The sequence below is a fragment of the Pseudomonas sp. GM21 genome (assembly GCF_000282215.1).
Lineage (GTDB): Bacteria > Pseudomonadota > Gammaproteobacteria > Pseudomonadales > Pseudomonadaceae > Aquipseudomonas.
This window is the reverse complement of sequence record NZ_AKJS01000018.1, coordinates 1-16,094: the sequence shown is the minus strand read 5'-3', so window position 1 is coordinate 16,094 and position 16,094 is coordinate 1. Positions and strand designations below refer to the sequence as shown.

Sequence of the window (16,094 nt, the reverse complement as noted above, 5' to 3'; positions counted from 1 at the left end):
GAGCAGGGTTGCCCCATGGATTACTTCGGACCACACATTTTCGGCTACACCATTGCACTGCTTCACTCGCTGGGCACGATCGCGGCCATCCACGCCGTGCTCAACGTACGCACCGCTCAGGGATCGATCGCCTGGGCGCTTTCATTGGTGTTTATGCCGTACCTCACTCTCATTCCATACCTGATCTTCGGTAGCAGTACCTTCGATGGTTACATCAAGGCCCGGCGTCAGGCCAACGAAGAAATGCGCAAAGCCGTCTCCGAACTCAACTGGCGTCCTTGGGTCGAGGAGGCACTGACCGCTCGTGCTTCCAATGCTTACTCGTCGTTGCGGGCTATGCCCAAGTTGGGTCGCATGCCGTGTCTGGCGAACAACGAAGTGCACTTGTTGATCGATGGCCAAGCCACATTTGATTCGATTTTCGAAGCCATCAGCCATGCAAAAGTAGCCGTGCTGGTTCAGTTTTTTATCATCCACGATGACCGGCTCGGCCAGCGCCTGCACAATCTGTTGCTGAAAAAAGCCGCCGAAGGCGTCGCTGTGTACCTGCTTTATGACCGCATTGGCAGCCACGCCCTGCCCAGGAGTTACGTACAACCGTTGCGCGATGCCGGTGTTGAAGTCAAAGCGTTCGCCACCCGAAGTGGCTGGCTCAACCGCTTCCAGGTCAACTTCCGCAACCATCGCAAGATCGTGGTAGTCGATGGGGTGCTGGGCTTCGTGGGCGGGCATAACGTCGGCGACGAATACATGGGTGAGAAACCACCCCTGGCGCCGTGGCGAGATACTCATGTTCGCGTACGCGGACCGGTGGTGGCCTGTATGCAGGAGTCGTTTGCCGAAGACTGGTTCTGGGCTGCACGATCATTGCCGCCATTGATCCTGCCGGATGAGTATCCCGACGACGGTGTGCTGTGCCAATTTTTGGCGAGCGGTCCGGCGGACTCCTTCGAAACCTGTGCGTTGTTCTTCGTTGAAGCCATCCATGCCGCGACTGAGCGCGTGTGGATCACCACTCCCTATTTCATCCCCGACGAAGCGGTATTTGCGGCACTCAGGCTCGCGGTAATGCGAGGTGTTGATGTGCGATTGTTACTGCCGTCACGTCCGGATCACCGGATCGTCTACGCCGCCTCCAGTCTGTACGCCTTCGAGGCTGTCCGCGCCGGTGTCCGGGTTTTTCGCTATGAACCCGGTTTCGTGCATCAGAAAGTGGTGTTGATCGACAGCGAAATCAGCGCCATCGGCAGTGCCAACATGGACAACCGCTCGTTCCGGCTCAACTTCGAAGTGATGTTGCTGACGGTCGACAGCGTATTCGCTGCCGAGGTGGAACAGATGCTCAACGATGACTTCGCTCAGTCGCATGAAATCGCCAAAGACGAAGGCCGAGAGACCCGCCGCGTGCAGCAATTCGGCATGCGGGTCGCCCGGCTTATTTCACCGATTCTTTAAGGGTTATAGATGTCGTCGCGTGTCCATGGCAGCTCATGGCTGCCATCGGGATGGGCTTTGACTGCCAGGATCTGGTGCAGGTTGATCCAGCCCCTGGCAAACGCATAGGCGCATCCCGCCAGGTACAGCCGCCAGATCCTCAGGGTTTGCGCTGGAACTTGCCTGGACGCCGCTTCCAGATTGTCTTCGAGGCGTTCGCTCCAGTGGTCCAGCGTACGCGCGTAATGCAGGCGCAGGCTCTCGACGTCGACGATCTCCAGCCCCACGTCACTGATTTCGGCAGCGATCATCGACAGGTGCGGCAGTTCGCCGTTGGGGAATACATAGTGCCCAATGAACTCGCCAGCACCGCGTCCAACAGGACGACCATCGATGTGTTTGGCGGTAATCCCGTGGTTCATCACCAGGCCACCCTCTTTCACTGCGCCAAACAAGGTTTTGCAGTACTCGGCCAGGTTGGCGTGGCCCACATGTTCGAACATGCCCACACTGACGACTTTGTCGAAGCGCCCGTCTTGAGGCAGATCGCGGTAGTCGAGTAATTGCAATTCGACCAGATCTTCCAGACCTTCCTCTTTCACCCGTTCACGGGCCAGGGCGAGTTGCTCTTTGCTCAGCGTAATGCCAAACACCTTCGCGCCAAACTCCCGCGCCGCATACCGCGCCAGCCCACCCCAACCGCAACCGACGTCCAGCAAATATTCACCGGGCTGCAAGCGCAACTTGCGACACAAGTGGCGGAATTTGGCCTGCTGAGCCTGTTCCAGGGTTTCACTGCCGGTCTCGAAATACGCGCAGGAATAAGCCATGTCGCTGTCGAGCCACAGCTGATAGAACGCGTTGGAAAGGTCGTAATGGTAGGAGATGGCCTTGGCGTCGGTTTCTTTGTCGTGGGCGGTACGAACGGGTTGATCGTCGTCGTTCTCGTCCAGCATCGCCTGGCTCCATTCATCGCAGACGCGGATGACGTCGCTGATGGAACCTTCCAGCTCAAGTTTGCCTTCGACAAAAGCTGCTCCGAGCGCGACCAGGCTTGGATGGGTGAACTGGGAAACCATTTGTGGATCCTTGACCACAATCGTGACGCTGGGCGTCGGTCCCAGATCGAGTTCATGGCCGTCCCAGAGTCGCAGGCGTAGCGGTAACTGCAGATTCTGTAAGGCCGGTGGAAGGTGCGCGAGCATAGACTATCCCCTTGTTTCAGACGTCTGATGTGAGGGTAGACCATCCCGAAAAATAAGCTGGCTAGCGAATTAATAGCCGCTTTCTGTAATTCAGCGACGCTGTAACCAGCCATCGTGAATCCACTGCTTAAGCCAGGTCACAGCTTGAAGTGGTGCGCCCTCTCCATAGAAGACTGTCAATTCAGAGCACAGTTCAGCGAAGTTCCAGTCCCACTCAAACATGCCTTTTAGAGCTTTGGCCTCTATAGGCTCCAGGCTTCGATACTGGCAAACGAGCTCATTTCGACTAATCACCACAACGTGGGAACCGTCGAGTGCCGTACTGCCGGGAAACTGCGTTTCATCCTTTACCGATCGCCAAAGCGCCACACTGTTAAAGCAACACTCCAGCCATTGCAGCGAAGGACTGGGGCTGACTTGCAGCGTCGGCCAGTCTTCTGGTGCCAGAGTCGCCATGTCCTGCATCGTCAGCAGCGTTCCTGTTGGTGCATCGAATGCCAGCGTGAAAGCCCACTCCAGTGCCGCCAATTCGGCCAATGGCGCACTTTGTTCCGGCACCAAATGTTGACGAATGAAAGCCTCCAAGCCTTTGCCAAGCCAACGAAGACTGTAATGAGCTGAGGGGTTCTGACGCAAGTAAGCCGCGGCGAGTTCTTCAAACTCGTCGTCACCCAGCCAGTTCAAGATCGCCGGATAGTCGCCACGTAGAACTTCCTGTAGCCGCGCTTGATAGGCATTGTGATAAATCGCCAGCCCGGTACTGATATCCAGCGTCGGGCCGCCGATTAGGTTTGATGAGAGCTCGACATCAGCCGTCGACGGCTCTCCCAACAGGTAGCGTTCAAAAGCCAGTTGCCAGTCGTTCAGGCGCATTTCTGTCTCCGGGACAGCACGCCCTCACCCAACTCCCGGGCTTTTTTAAGTTCAGTGAGCAGTTCTTCAAACGGCGGTAAATGGTCATCGCGCTCCAGCAGCGTAGCGACCGGGCCGAGGTAATCGAGGGTCCGTTCATAGAGCGCCCAGACCGGATCGCTGACTGGATGGTCATGGGTGTCGATGACGTAATCCCCGTAATCGCTGTGGCCCGCCAAGTGAAGTTGGCGGATCTTGTTCGCTGGCAATCCTTGAATGAATGTCCAGGGATCGAACCCATGATTACGTGAGCTGACATAGACATTATTGACGTCCAACAGCAACTCGCAATCGCTCAGCCGACTCAGGGCGTCAAGAAACCCCCACTCGCTGAAATCATCGCCAGCGCTGCGCACATAACTGGAGACATTCTCCAACACCAGTGGACGCTGCAAAACGTCTTGCACCTGACGCACTCGGTCCGCGACGTAATGAAGGCTTTCTTCGGTGTACGGTAATGGCAGCAGATCATGGAGCTGATGGGCGTTGCCGCGGCTCCAGCACAAGTGATCGGAAATCCACGCCGGTTTTACTCGATCAGCCAACAGTCTGAGTTGTTGCAAATAGCCCGGATCCAATGCATGAGGCCCGCCGATGGACAACGACACACCATGCATCACCAGCGGATAACGCTCGGCGATGGCGTCAAGGTAGTAGAGGGCTTTGCCGCCCTGCACCATGAAATTTTCGGAGACGACTTCGAACCAGTCCACGGCCGGCGACTGATCAAGAATTTGTTGGTAATAAGCACTGCGCAGACCCAGGCCATAGCCCAGATAAGGAAGGGATGCAGACATTTGCGGACTCCTCGCAAAATGGCCGCAGTGGCGAGGGGGAAACCACTGCGGCGCCAAGCGGTGGTCGGTTATTCGCCGACCTTGCCACCGGCTTTCACACATTCAGCCTGAGTCATCGCCTTGAATCCGTGACCTTTGCAAACTGCCTGTCCCTTACAGGCGTTTTCTGCGGTTTTGCAATCGTTCATACCTTTGCACGAAGTCACGCCGTAGCAGTGAACCTGAGCAGCGTCGGCCGCCTGAGCTTGAGTCGCAACACCGGCAAACAGGGTGGCAGCGGCGATAGCGAGAGCGGCACCAGCGGTAGCGGATTTGAAATTCATTTGTGTTTCCTCTGTAATCTTCAGGTTTGTCGGCTGGAACGTTGTTCAGTCCCGACACAGCACTAGAGCGTGCTGCCCCAACGGCGTTACAGAGGCAGGCAAAAAATTTTCGACTCGCTCAACTGTCTTCCTTGAGCTTGAGCAAAGGCTCCTGAAACCGCAACAAACGCCCGGCGTTGCCCAGCACCAGCAACGTGCTGAAGTTATGCAGCAACGCGGCGATCATCGCCCCTGCCGCGCCGAGCCAGCCAAAAGCGGCGAAGGCAACAATTGCCAATGTCCAGCCCAATCCAATGATCACATTGACCTGCAAGGTCTGACGACATTGACGACTCAGACGCACACAGGTGCCGAGCCGGCGCAGGTCACTGCCGATCAACACGATGTCGGCCGAGGCCAATGCGATGTCTGCCCCACCCGCGCCCATTGCGACACCCACGACACCGGCCTTGAGCGCCAGTGAGTCGTTGATCCCGTCCCCGACCACCATGGGCCGGAAGCCGCTGCCGATTTCCTTGAGCACTCGATTGAGCTTGTCCTCAGGCAACGCCTGCGCTTCGACATCGCTGATCCCGACATCGCGTGCCAGCGTGTGCGCGACGCTCTGCCGATCACCGGTCAGCAGCAATTGCCGACCCAGACCGAGCTCCCGCAGCTCACTCAGGGCAAATCGCGCCTCGGGTTTGACACTGTCAGCCAGCAATAACCAAGCGAGAAATTCACCATCCAGCGCCAGCCCGGCAATCGGACCGTCGTGTTCAGGAACTGTCGACGTCGCAATGCCCAATTGTGCGAACAACTCCGGGCGACCCAGTGCGGCCTCGCCCTGCTCCGTCATGGCCACTACGCCCAAGCCTTGACGTTCGTGGATGTCTGACAGCAGCAAAAAATGCTCCTGTGTGACCAATCCCGCCAGCGCACGACTGACTGGATGACTGCTGGCCGAACCGAGGCTGGCGGCCAGTTTCAGGACGTGACTGCGGTCTTCCAGCGGACTGTCGATGGACTGCAAGCGCAAGGTGCCAAACGTCAGCGTGCCGGTTTTATCCACCACTAATGACGTCAGGTCTGCCAGTTCTTCAAGAAACGCCGAACTGCGGATCAGAATGCCGTGTCGCGCAGCCACCGCCACCCCGGCAATGGCCGTCGCCGGCGCCGACAGCACCAGCGCACAAGGACACGCCGCGACCAGCACCGCGAGCATCGCCTGGGCATCATTGGTGACGAACCACGTCACCGCGGCCAGCAACAACACCAACACCATGTAGCTGCCGGCGTAACGTTCCAGCAAACGAGTGATCGGCGGCTTTGAGCGCTCGGCACTTTGCATCAGAGCAATGACTTTGCCCAGGGTCGATTCGTTGCCGGTGCGGGTTACTTCAATGCGAAGACGCCCATCGAGGTTGATCGCCCCTCCGAATACCGACATGCCAACACCGGCTTCCATCGGCACCGACTCACCGGTAATGGAAGCGGTATCGAGGCTCGCTTGACCGGACATCACCCGGCCGTCCGCCGGCACGCGATCACCGGCACGGACCTCGACCAAGTCACCGGCCTTGAGGGTGCTGTTGTCGACTTCGAGGATCGAGCCATCCGCCTGAACCTTGCGCGCATGACTGCGGGTGAGTTTGCCGAGTGCGGAAATCGCTTCCTGAGAACCGATCACGCTGCGCTCTTCCAGCACGTGGCCGAAGATCATGATGATCGGCAGCAACGCAGCCGTCAGCAAATCACCCGTGGCCCAGGCACCGAGCATGGCGAGCGCGATCAACTGGTCTGTGATCCCGTGCAAGCTCGGATAGCGCAGGCTGTACCACGCGGAACGCATTACCGGCACGGCCACCAGCAGCGACGCAAACCCGAGCAGTAATTGACTGACACCGGCCTGCTCCGGCGACAGCCAGCGCCAGACCAGTCCAAGTCCGAGGAGGCCCAGGGCGAGCATGGCCAGCGTTAATTGCCGAGCGGCGCTGCGTTGCTCGGCCGAGGACAACAGGCTTGATGTGGCGGCGGTGTGCGCGGTCATTGGGCTGCTCCCTGAATGATCAGGCGGGAATCGTCTTTCGGATTGACGGTGGTCACGGAACCGGCTTGGCGGAGAATCTTCGGCATCCGCTCACGGTAAATACGCAGCAGCATTTGCGGGTCGGTGCCCTGCTGTTGCGCCTTGGCCAGGCTCAGTACGGTAGCGGTGTCGGCAGACGCTTTCGCCAGGCGTTCGCTGGCTTGGGCATGGGCCACTTGCAGTGTTCGATCTGCTTGTTCGTTGGCGGCCTGGGTCGCCTTCTCGGCTTCGGTACGCGCGTTGGCCACGGCTTTGTCGGCCTGCTGACTCGCGGTCAATACCGCGTTGAAAGCGTTCACCGCGGGACCGGGCAGGCTCGATTGCACATCGACTCGGGCGACTTCGATACCCAGCCCCTGCCCTGTTGCTGTCAGCTCGGCCAAACGTTGATTGATGCTTTGCACCAAATCACCTCGCAGACGTTCACGGCGCTCGGCAGCCTGATTGTCAGCACCGATCAGTTCCGGACGCGCCACTAGAATAGTGTCCAGATCCCGCGCTGCGGTCAGGGCCACAGCGCTGCGGGTGACCAGCCGATCCAGCGCCGGCAGCACATGTTCACCTTGCAGCACGAAGGCATACGGCTCGGTGACTTTGTAGAACACCCGCACATCAAGTTGCACCACACCGGCGTCACCCGTCAGCAGATAACCTGAACCGGCGAGTGCATCACTGAGCGGTGTGGCAAACGTGGCAACGCGATCAGCCTGCAAGGCAACATCACTGCGCAGGAGACTTTCCACTCGACGCTCGATAACCCGATCTGCCGCCGGCAGTAGCACCACCTGCTCAAAAGGTCGCGGCCATGCCAACAACAATCCGGCATTCTGGATGCGGTTCAGCGCACCAAAATGTAAAACCACCGCGCGATTCTGTGGATCAATCTGCCGCACATTAGAGAATGCCCAAGCTAACGCCGCCAGAATGGTCACGGCGTAAAGCGCGAGAAATGCCAGGCGCCCGGCCTGAATCCAAGGGCTACTTAACTCGTGTGTTCCACGTGGAACTAAACTCATGGCTGCGACCCGAGCTTGATTTCGAGGGCCGGCGGTCCGTCAACCAATACCCGAAATGGCGCGGCATCGGTGCGCAAAATCAGTTTGGTGCCCGGCGAAACAATGGTGCCCAAGGTGTCGAGTGAGCGCAGCAGGTTGTACAGCTGCGGCGAACCGGCATACGCACGGCCGTAAATTTGCGCCGCTTCAACTCGCGATTGAGCTTCAATGTCTGCGGCTTTGACCGTTGCATCGGCCTGCACGATTCGCGCATCCCGCTCGGCGGCGGAACGGATTTGTGCAGCTTCACGCTTGCCGATTGCGGTGCGTTCGGTGGCGATTGTTTCACGCTCGGCGCGCATGCGATCGACGGTGGCGGTCAGCGTAACCGACGGTAAGGTCAGACGCTCGATGCCAACTTGCAGCACGCGAACGCCATAAGTCGTGAGCAACTGCTGATCAATCTGATGACGAAGTTGCGCCTCAAAGTCGGCAATGTGAACCTGATTAGCGTCGGTGTTGACCAGGTTCGCCAAGTCAAAACTGGCGGCCGTGGTTTCCAGCGCAGAGCCGACAAAGGTGCGGATCTGCCGCGCCGCTTCATCCGGCTGATTCTGCACCGCGCGCATGAAGCGTTGCACGTTGTCCGGATCGCCCTGCACCTGCCACGCCACGTAAGCCTGAACGATGATGCGCAAACCGTCGCGGGTGCCGACATCCTGCAAACCACTGGAGGTGGTGCGCAGGCGCAAGTCGACAGGAATGGCCGCTTCAAACGGTGCCGGCCAGCGCCAGCCCAGACCCGGCTCCAGCAAAACCCGCGATGGATTGCCGAAACGTGTGATGACCGTGGCCTCCCCCGAGCGCACTTGAACAAGGCTCGCGGCAGCGATGGCAAACGCCACGAGCAATGCTGCCCAGCCCATGCGCCGCCAGGGAAACGGGCCGGCTTCTTGTGGGTCGCCGTGGTGATGATGGTGGTGACCGTGGCGATGCCCGTGATCGTGGCCAGCGTGGTCATCGTGATCGTGTGAGTGCGACTGGCTCAATGGGTAGCTCCTGGCTGGGTGCTCGTACGCGGCGACGCAGGATCAGCCGGCAGCGTGAAAGTACGGAGGTCGATGGTCGGCGCATTGCTGCTGCCACCCAGACGATGATCAAGAATCAGCAGCTTGGCGTTCGCCAGGCCCTGGCTCAGTTGACTGAGGTATTGCTCCAGCACAAAAGCCTGGCCGGCGCTGGCGTAGGCTTTCTGCTCCGCGCTGAATTTCAGGTCCGCCACCTGGGCCGTGGCGTTGATTTCATGAGCGCTAGCGGTCGCTTGATCACGGGTGATGCTCGCTTGCAGTTGTGCCAAATGGGTCGCCTCGGCGGCAGCACCGCGTTCCCGCGAGATCAATGCTTGAGCGCCGATCTGTGCCGCTTGCACACCGTGGTAAGCATTGGCAGCGCCGGCCGGTGGATGAATCGCTTCCACCACAGTGGCGAGAATTTCCACGCCACTGTCGAGTTTCTGCAGGTCAGCCTGCACCGCCCGGCCGATCTCATCAGCGAGCCCTACCCGGTCTTCGCCGAGCAACCCATCAAGGGTTCGCGAGGCGAAGTCATGCACCAGAATCCGGCTGGCGGTGCTGCGAATCAGTGTCGGTACATCGGCACTGTTATAGGTGGCCGCCAATGCCGCTTGATCGGTCAGGCCGATTCGATAAACGAAACGCACGTCCATGTTGACGATCTGGAAGCTTTGCTTGTCGGCGCGGCTGCTGGCGATGACCTGGGATTTGTCGTTCACATGACTGGCGTCCCATAACCGATTGGCAATCGCCGGTGCCGGGCCTTCGGCGGGCTCGGGCACAACCGGTGCCGAGGCTTCGCCAACGCTGGTGGCCAACTCGTGAACCACGCCGTTTTCGACCTTCAACACGCGGCCCAACGGCCACGGCAAACCGGCGTGCAAACCAGGACCAAACACCTCCACCGGTTTGCCAAAACGCTCGTAGATACCCCGCCCCTGCAACGGTATTTCGTGGATCCCGGTGAGTGACCAGCCGACGAAAATAATCACCGCCAGCACCGGCAAAAATGCGCGACGCATGTAAGTGAAGGCCCAGATCTGGCGCAAGTCGATACCGAACCGATTGTGCAATTCGTGCTGCAAGGCGAGCAGCGGTTGCGGCGGCCAGCGCAGCATGTCGGCGATAAAACTGCGTGCCAGCAACGCAGGTTCGAGTTGTTGGCGCTGCGGACTGAACAGCGACAACACCGCACGCAACAGCAACTCGGCTGCGACCAACCCCGGCAGTAAACCGATCAGCACCGCCAATCGCACTGGCCACACCGAGGTTTCGCTGGCGAACAACAGACACAACGCGCCGAGCACCAGGCAAATGATTGTTACCCGAGTCAGTTGCGCCAGTGCTCCGGCTTCCGGCCATTGGGCGACGTTTTCCTGAGCCAGTTGCCGCTCGACGACCAGCAGACCAAACGCCAACAGCAATGCCAGCACTGCGCCGACACTGGCCGATAACCCCAGCGCTGCGGGTGGTAGCGCGAGGTTCCAGAACTGACTGATGCTGAACAAGGTCAACAGCGCCCAACCGCCGAGCCAGAGTGTCGGCGCGCCGATCTGGCCCAGCATGCGTACCGAGCCCTGACTGAGCCGATCCAGCAATCGCTCATACCAACCGTCAGGCGCAACAATTTCGTCAACGACCACCACGGGTGGCATCGGGTTCATTGTCTGTGCACGCCACCGCGTGGCCCACCAGGCTGATTGCAGACCGGCAACCAGCACCAGAAAAGCGGCGCTCTGATTTACCAGCAATGCGCCCCACAGCGACTGTGGCGCAAACAATCCGACAAATAACGCCAACACCAGCCCGACCGCTGCCAATGTACTCAGGCCAATGGCGAACTGACGCAATCGCCGCCCCTGAAACACCGCCTGCTGAAAGCGCGGCAACCCTGCTACCTGCGCGCCATCGACTTCGAGATCGACTTGCATACCACCCCAATGTTTATTCAACGCGGACACCGCATTTCGTTACGGTATAACAATATTGGTGAAATTATTGTTCTAAATCCTTTCAGCTACTACTTTTAACCAGCCCGATCCCTTCAATTCAGGAGTCCATCCATGAGCAGCTACGACGTCGTGATTCTGGGCGGTGGCCCCGGCGGTTATAACGCAGCGATCCGCGCAGGCCAGCTGGGTTTGAAAGCGGCATGCGTCGAAGGTCGCGCGACCCTCGGTGGTACGTGCCTGAACGTCGGCTGCATGCCGTCCAAGGCGCTGTTGCACGCCTCCGAACTCTACGACGCGGCCATGGGCGCGGAATTCGCCAACCTGGGCATCGAGGTCAAACCCACCCTCAACCTCGCTCAGATGATGAAGCAAAAGGATGAAAGCGTTACCGGGCTGACCAAGGGCATCGAATTTCTGTTTCGCAAAAACAAAGTCGACTGGATCAAGGGCTGGGGCCACATCGACGGACCTGGCAAAGTCACGGTCACCGACAGTGCTGGGGGCAAAACCGGGCTGAGCGCCAAGGACATCATCATCGCCACCGGCTCCGAGCCCACTCCCCTTCCGGGCGTCGACATCGATAACCACCGAATCCTCGACTCCACCGGCGCGCTGTCGCTCAGCGAAGTACCAAAACATCTGGTGGTGATCGGCGCCGGCGTCATCGGCCTCGAGCTGGGCTCTGTGTGGCGGCGCCTGGGAGCTCAAGTCACGGTCGTCGAGTTTCTCGATCGCATCTGTCCGGGTGTGGATGTTGAGGCCGGCAAAACACTTCAGCGCTCGTTAAGTAAACAGGGCATCACCTTCAAGTTGAGTTCGAAAGTCACCCACGCCACGTCATCGGCGAGCGGTGTTCAGCTCAGCATTGAACCGGCGGCAGGCGGTACCGCTGAGTTGCTGGAGGCCGATTACGTGTTGGTGTCCATCGGGCGCCGGCCTTATACGAAAGGTCTTGGCCTGGAAAACGTCGGCCTCGCCACAGACAAGCGCGGCATGCTCGCCAACAAAGGGCACCGCACCGAAGCGGCGGGCGTGTGGGTGATCGGCGATGTCACGTCCGGGCCGATGCTCGCCCACAAGGCGGAAGACGAAGCCATGGCCTGCGTTGAACAGATCGTCGGCAAGGCGGGTGAAGTGAATTACAACCTTATACCTAGCGTGGTCTACACCAAACCGGAACTGGCCAGCGTCGGCAAGACAGAAGAGCAGCTCAAGGCCGAAGGTCGCGCGTACAAGGTCGGTAAATTTCCATTCACCGCCAACAGTCGGGCCAAGATCAACCACGAAACCGAAGGCTTCGCCAAAGTGCTGGCCGATGAACGCACCGATGAAATTCTCGGCGTCCACCTGGTGGGCCCGAGCGTCAGTGAAATGATTGGCGAGTATTGCGTGGCAATGGAGTTCAGCGCCTCGGCCGAGGACATTGCGCTGACTTGCCATCCACACCCCACACGGTCCGAGGCGTTGCGCCAGGCGGCGATGAATGTGGAGGGGATGGCGACGCAGATGTAAGGCTTTAAGTTTTTCGTTATCCGGTCTACCGCCTTCGCGAGCAGGCTCGCTCCCACATTTAATTTGTGTCGTTCTGTGGGAGCGGGCTTGCTCGCGAAGGGGCCTACTCGGTTTAAGGCAAGTGCCCCAACGGCAACGCCCCCGGTGCCTTCACCGTATGAATCGCAAAGTTACTGCGAATGTCGCTCACACCCGGCAGTTTCAGCAGCCGCTCCGTGAGAAAACGGTCGTACCCGCGTAAATCCGGCACCACGACTTGCAGTAGAAAATCCGATTCCCCGGACACCAGAAATGCCGAAATCACTTCTGGCAGCGCCGTCACGGCCACACGAAAGGCTTCGGCTTGCTCGTCGTTATGACGTTCAACTTTGACCCCGACAAACACCGTCAGCCCGAGCCCTACCTCGTCACGATCCAGATTGGCCTGATAGCCGCGAATCACCCCGGCCTCTTCCAGCATCCGCACCCGCCGCAAACAGGGTGAGGCGGACAAGCCGATTTCTTCCGCCAGTTGCACATTGCTCAATCGACCGTCCCGTTGCAGGGCAGCGAGGATTTTACGGTCGTAGGCGTCCAGTTTCATGATTTGGCAGATCCTGATGGTTCAATCGTCTTGAAGTGGCAGATTATGCCAATCCTCATCGCTTTAGAAGCTGACTACGCAACCACCTGCCCTGCCCTTGCGCCCTAGACTGGCCTTACCGAATCGACAACGAAAGGGGCGCAACATGGCAGGACTCTGGGTGTTTTTCATGGCGTTGGCGGTGGTGTATTTGTTACCAGGGCCCGACATGATCCTGTTGCTGCAAACTGGCGTCCGCCAGGGAAAAGGGGCTGCATTGGCAACGGCAATCGGCCTGGGCATTGCCCGGGGTTGTCATGTGGCGTTGGCCGCGTTGGGGTTGGCGGCGTTGTTCAAAGCCGCGCCGTGGACCTTCGATGTGGTACGTCTGACCGGTGCCGCGTACCTGCTGTGGATCGGTATTCAATGCCTGCGCACCACGATGCTGCCGAACCTGAACGGCACTGACACAACGGCAGCGAAATCGCGATGGCCGGCGGCAATCCAGCGCGGCCTGCTCACCAATTTGCTCAATCCCAAAGCGTTGTTGTTCTGTTCGGTGCTGCTGCCACAATTCATCGATCCACACGCAGGATCAGTCCTCAGGCAATTCGCGATCCTGGGCGTGGTGCTGGTCGGTGTCGGCTTCATCTTCGACAGCGCCTATGCACTGGTCGGTGCGGCGCTGGGCCGTTGGCTGCAACGCAGTCCTTCGGCCCAGCGACTTCAGCAGTGGCTGTTTGGCAGCCTGTTGATCGGCTTCGCGGTGCGGCTGACCTTTGTGCAACAGGCGTAAGCCTTATGGCGCCCGACGGCGACGACGGTTGATCAACAGCAACGCCACGGCTGTCACGCCGATGACACCGCCAATCTGCAGCGGCCACTTGTAGGGTCGCAGAACCGCACGCGTCGCATCAGTCGCCTGGGTCACATAACGTTTGCTGGCATTCTCAAAGTCGGGATAAGGGCACTGGTGACCAAAATCCACGGCCCACGCCACATAAGGCCCTTCTTTCACATAGCGCTGGTACAACGCACTTTGCTCTTCAAGGCTGCTGTTCCAGCCCGCTGCCGCACACAGTACCGCCGCAAAGGCCTGGCTGGTGTGAGGCAAATTATCGGCGGCGCGACTGGCCAATGCCGTGGCCACAAATCGATAGTGATAGCGCACATCGGGTTTGGCGGCACTGGCTTGCTGGCGCTGGACTTCACCTTCAGCGACTAATGGCCCGACCTTCAGCTCAGTGTTTTCGAGGCTGTAGTTGCCGCCAAACGTGGCATAGTCCGGGGTCATTTCGTAACCGAGAATGTCCATTCCCCACTCGCGCGCCGTCCAGGCAGCATTGAACAGAGCGCTAGCGCGTTTGGTCGGCCACCACGCGGCGTCGGCCAGCTGACGTTGCTGCGCATACAACCGCGCTTTTTTCTGTAGATCAGCATTGTCGAAGTAGGTCAGCGCTTCGTCGTAGCGCTCTTCGCGCAGCAATCGGCGCCCGAGCAGATTGCGCAATTTGGCGGCCACCGGAAGCGGCACGTAGTTGTCGCGATCCTGCTGGCTCAACGGCGGTGGTGCGGGCACCTGCGTGTCGACGTAATGCTTGAGTTCATCGACGGTCAGCACCCGCTCGGCCACCGTCGCGGCATCGAGCCAGTAGATACTCTGGCTGCGATACAGCTGATCGAATGCTTGCAGGTAATCCCCGCGTTGCAGCGCCAGAATCGCACTTTCACCCTCGACCCGGCACTTGGGCTGAAGCGTTTCATAGTCGTAGTCCGGTGTCCGGCGATCACCCCATGATTCATCCTGCGGGAACGCCTGAGCCGCCTTGGCATACGCCGCAGCCGCTGCGTTTTTATCGCCATCGCGCAACGCCAGTTTCGCCCGCAACCACCACGCCAGGCCGCCGTCGCCGGCGTGTTCGAGGAAGGCCTTGGCGCTGGCGTAATCGCCTTGTTGATAGTTCATCGCGGCCAGTCGATCCGCGTTATCCAGGCTACCGCGCGTGCTGCTTTGCAGCAGCTTGATCAGTTTCAACTCGTTCGCCGGTTGCTCACCGAATGACCAGCCCAGGCGGCTGATCAAGGACGCGGTCGCCAGTTGTTGCACCGGTTTATCCTTGAGCAGCGCGCTCAATTGATCGTCCGGCATCGCCAACAGATCCGCCATCAACAGCTTCAACGAGGTGTATCCCACCGCCGAGCCGTGGAGATTTTGTGCGGCGTAGAGTTCGATGGCGCTGTCCCAGTCGCCGGCGGTCCGGGCCACACGAGCTTCTTCACCGAGGCTGGCGACACCCAGTTCCAGTGGGTCGCTGAAGTCGTCGATGCTCAGCTGACGGGTCTGCTCGAACGCCTTGCGCGCCTGCGCCAGCAGATCGGGCGACGCGCCCGCCTCGGCACTCATGGCAAATAACGCCCGGCCCAGCGAATACGCGGCCCAGGTGCTGCGCAAGGCACGTTGATCGGCCGGCAGCGCCAGCACTTTTTCAAAGTATTCGGCGGCCAATCCATAATCACCCGCACTGAACGCCGCAGCGCCCGCCAGATACAGCGTGAGCTCAGCCGGCAGGCTCGCGCCCTGCGCTTCGACCTGATGGGCATCCGTCAGGCTGCGTAGTTGTTTCACCAGTGCTTGCTGTTCCGCTGTCAGTCCGGCCTGCTCGGCGGTGTTTCGCTGTTCCAGGTACTCAGCCGCCTCCATGCCGTTGGGGGACTGCGCAATATGCTTGAGCCCCTTGATCGCATGCCCGAGACGATTGACCTCGAACTGAAAGTTGCCTTCCGGCAGCTCCGCAAGCGACTGTCCACGGTTGTCCAGCAAGCGCATCGGGAAGTCCGGGCCGCAAGCCAGCGCCGCACCCAGCGGCCAGCTGAGGCTCAAACAGAGCAGATGACGGGGCCAGTTACGGGTGAACATTCGAACCTCCTTGATCAATTTTTGTGCAGCGCGCCCAACCGACCGCTCGCTGTCCACCGGCGGCTATTCGGCCGTCGCCAAGGCGGGTGAAGGTAAGCAGATCCGGGCTTTGTTGCAATGCATAACCGGCCAACGCATCAACCCCCTCACAGCCCTGTACGGCCAGGGTCACGCGTTCGGGCCAAGCAGTGTCGAGGTTGCCCTGGTTTCTGAGGCTGATGTCATAGAGACCGTCTTGCGCACTCAGTTCCACACTCAAGCGACTATCGAGCGCGTCACCGCGAGCCACCGCGCCCAGCGTTGTCAGGCTCCAGGCTCGACGGTCGCCCGCCAGCGGCAGGGGG

Annotated in this window: 13 protein-coding genes and 1 pseudogene; 3 read left to right on the top strand and 11 right to left on the bottom strand. The window is 59.6% G+C overall.

Annotated features, from left to right (window positions below; all coding sequences use genetic code 11):
- Nucleotides 1–15: 15 nt before the first annotated feature.
- A complete protein-coding gene (cls, locus tag PMI22_RS24690) occupies nucleotides 16–1,455 on the top strand; it encodes a cardiolipin synthase (RefSeq protein WP_007943358.1) in 1,440 nt (479 codons plus the stop codon).
- Here the strand turns inward: cls and cfaB are convergent.
- The 8 genes from cfaB to hflK (PMI22_RS24730) all read right to left on the bottom strand — a co-directional run bounded on the left by cfaB (nucleotide 1,452) and on the right by hflK (PMI22_RS24730) (nucleotide 10,738).
- Complete coding sequence (cfaB, locus tag PMI22_RS24695; RefSeq protein WP_007943357.1) at nucleotides 1,452–2,639, bottom strand: C17 cyclopropane fatty acid synthase CfaB; 1,188 nt, start codon at nucleotides 2,637–2,639, stop codon at nucleotides 1,452–1,454. The genes cls and cfaB overlap by 4 nt on opposite strands.
- A gap of 90 nt (nucleotides 2,640–2,729) precedes the next feature.
- Nucleotides 2,730–3,512 (bottom strand): HvfC/BufC N-terminal domain-containing protein, encoded by a 783-nt coding sequence (locus PMI22_RS24700; protein ID WP_007943356.1) that lies wholly within the window; start codon nucleotides 3,510–3,512, stop codon nucleotides 2,730–2,732.
- Entirely contained in the window at nucleotides 3,503–4,348 is an 846-nt protein-coding gene (gene bufB / locus PMI22_RS24705) for an MNIO family bufferin maturase (RefSeq protein ID WP_007943354.1), read from the bottom strand. The genes PMI22_RS24700 and bufB overlap by 10 nt, the downstream gene beginning before the upstream one ends.
- Before the next feature lie 68 nt (nucleotides 4,349–4,416).
- Nucleotides 4,417–4,671, bottom strand: coding sequence for a BufA2 family periplasmic bufferin-type metallophore (bufA2, locus tag PMI22_RS24710; RefSeq protein ID WP_007943353.1), 255 nt, complete (start codon nucleotides 4,669–4,671; stop codon nucleotides 4,417–4,419).
- Nucleotides 4,672–4,789: 118 nt separating this feature from the next.
- Entirely contained in the window at nucleotides 4,790–6,700 is a 1,911-nt protein-coding gene (locus tag PMI22_RS24715; protein WP_007943352.1) for a cation-translocating P-type ATPase, read from the bottom strand.
- Entirely contained in the window at nucleotides 6,697–7,755 is a 1,059-nt protein-coding gene (gene hflK, locus PMI22_RS24720; RefSeq protein ID WP_007943351.1) for a protease modulator HflK, read from the bottom strand. Before hflK (PMI22_RS24720) ends, PMI22_RS24715 begins: the two co-directional genes overlap by 4 nt.
- Nucleotides 7,752–8,783, bottom strand: a complete 1,032-nt coding sequence (gene hflC / locus PMI22_RS24725; protein ID WP_007943349.1) for a protease modulator HflC — start codon at nucleotides 8,781–8,783, stop codon at nucleotides 7,752–7,754. Before hflC ends, hflK (PMI22_RS24720) begins: the two co-directional genes overlap by 4 nt.
- Nucleotides 8,780–10,738: a protease modulator HflK gene (hflK, locus tag PMI22_RS24730; protein ID WP_007943348.1), complete on the bottom strand. Its 1,959-nt coding sequence runs from the start codon at nucleotides 10,736–10,738 to the stop codon at nucleotides 8,780–8,782. Before hflK (PMI22_RS24730) ends, hflC begins: the two co-directional genes overlap by 4 nt.
- 132 nt (nucleotides 10,739–10,870) lie before the next feature.
- On the opposite strand from hflK (PMI22_RS24730), the gene lpdA reads away from it, so the two are divergent.
- Complete coding sequence (lpdA, locus tag PMI22_RS24735; RefSeq protein WP_007943347.1) at nucleotides 10,871–12,271, top strand: dihydrolipoyl dehydrogenase; 1,401 nt, start codon at nucleotides 10,871–10,873, stop codon at nucleotides 12,269–12,271.
- 112 nt (nucleotides 12,272–12,383) lie between these two features.
- Here lpdA and PMI22_RS24740 read toward each other — a convergent pair whose 3' ends face one another.
- Nucleotides 12,384–12,854 carry an Lrp/AsnC family transcriptional regulator gene (locus tag PMI22_RS24740; RefSeq protein ID WP_007943346.1) on the bottom strand — a complete coding sequence of 157 codons (471 nt, stop codon included), beginning with the start codon at nucleotides 12,852–12,854 and terminating at the stop codon, nucleotides 12,384–12,386.
- 145 nt (nucleotides 12,855–12,999) lie between these two features.
- Between PMI22_RS24740 and PMI22_RS24745 the strand changes: the two genes are divergently transcribed.
- Nucleotides 13,000–13,629 carry a LysE family translocator gene (locus PMI22_RS24745; protein WP_007943345.1) on the top strand — a complete coding sequence of 210 codons (630 nt, stop codon included), beginning with the start codon at nucleotides 13,000–13,002 and terminating at the stop codon, nucleotides 13,627–13,629.
- Between the two features lie 3 nt (nucleotides 13,630–13,632).
- On the opposite strand, the gene PMI22_RS24750 is transcribed toward PMI22_RS24745, so the two are convergent.
- Nucleotides 13,633–15,750: a hypothetical protein gene (locus PMI22_RS24750; RefSeq protein WP_007943344.1), complete on the bottom strand. Its 2,118-nt coding sequence runs from the start codon at nucleotides 15,748–15,750 to the stop codon at nucleotides 13,633–13,635.
- Nucleotides 15,737–16,094 (bottom strand): annotated as a pseudogene (locus tag PMI22_RS24755) (DUF3142 domain-containing protein); the annotation flags it as partial. The gene PMI22_RS24750 and the pseudogene PMI22_RS24755, both read right to left, overlap by 14 nt.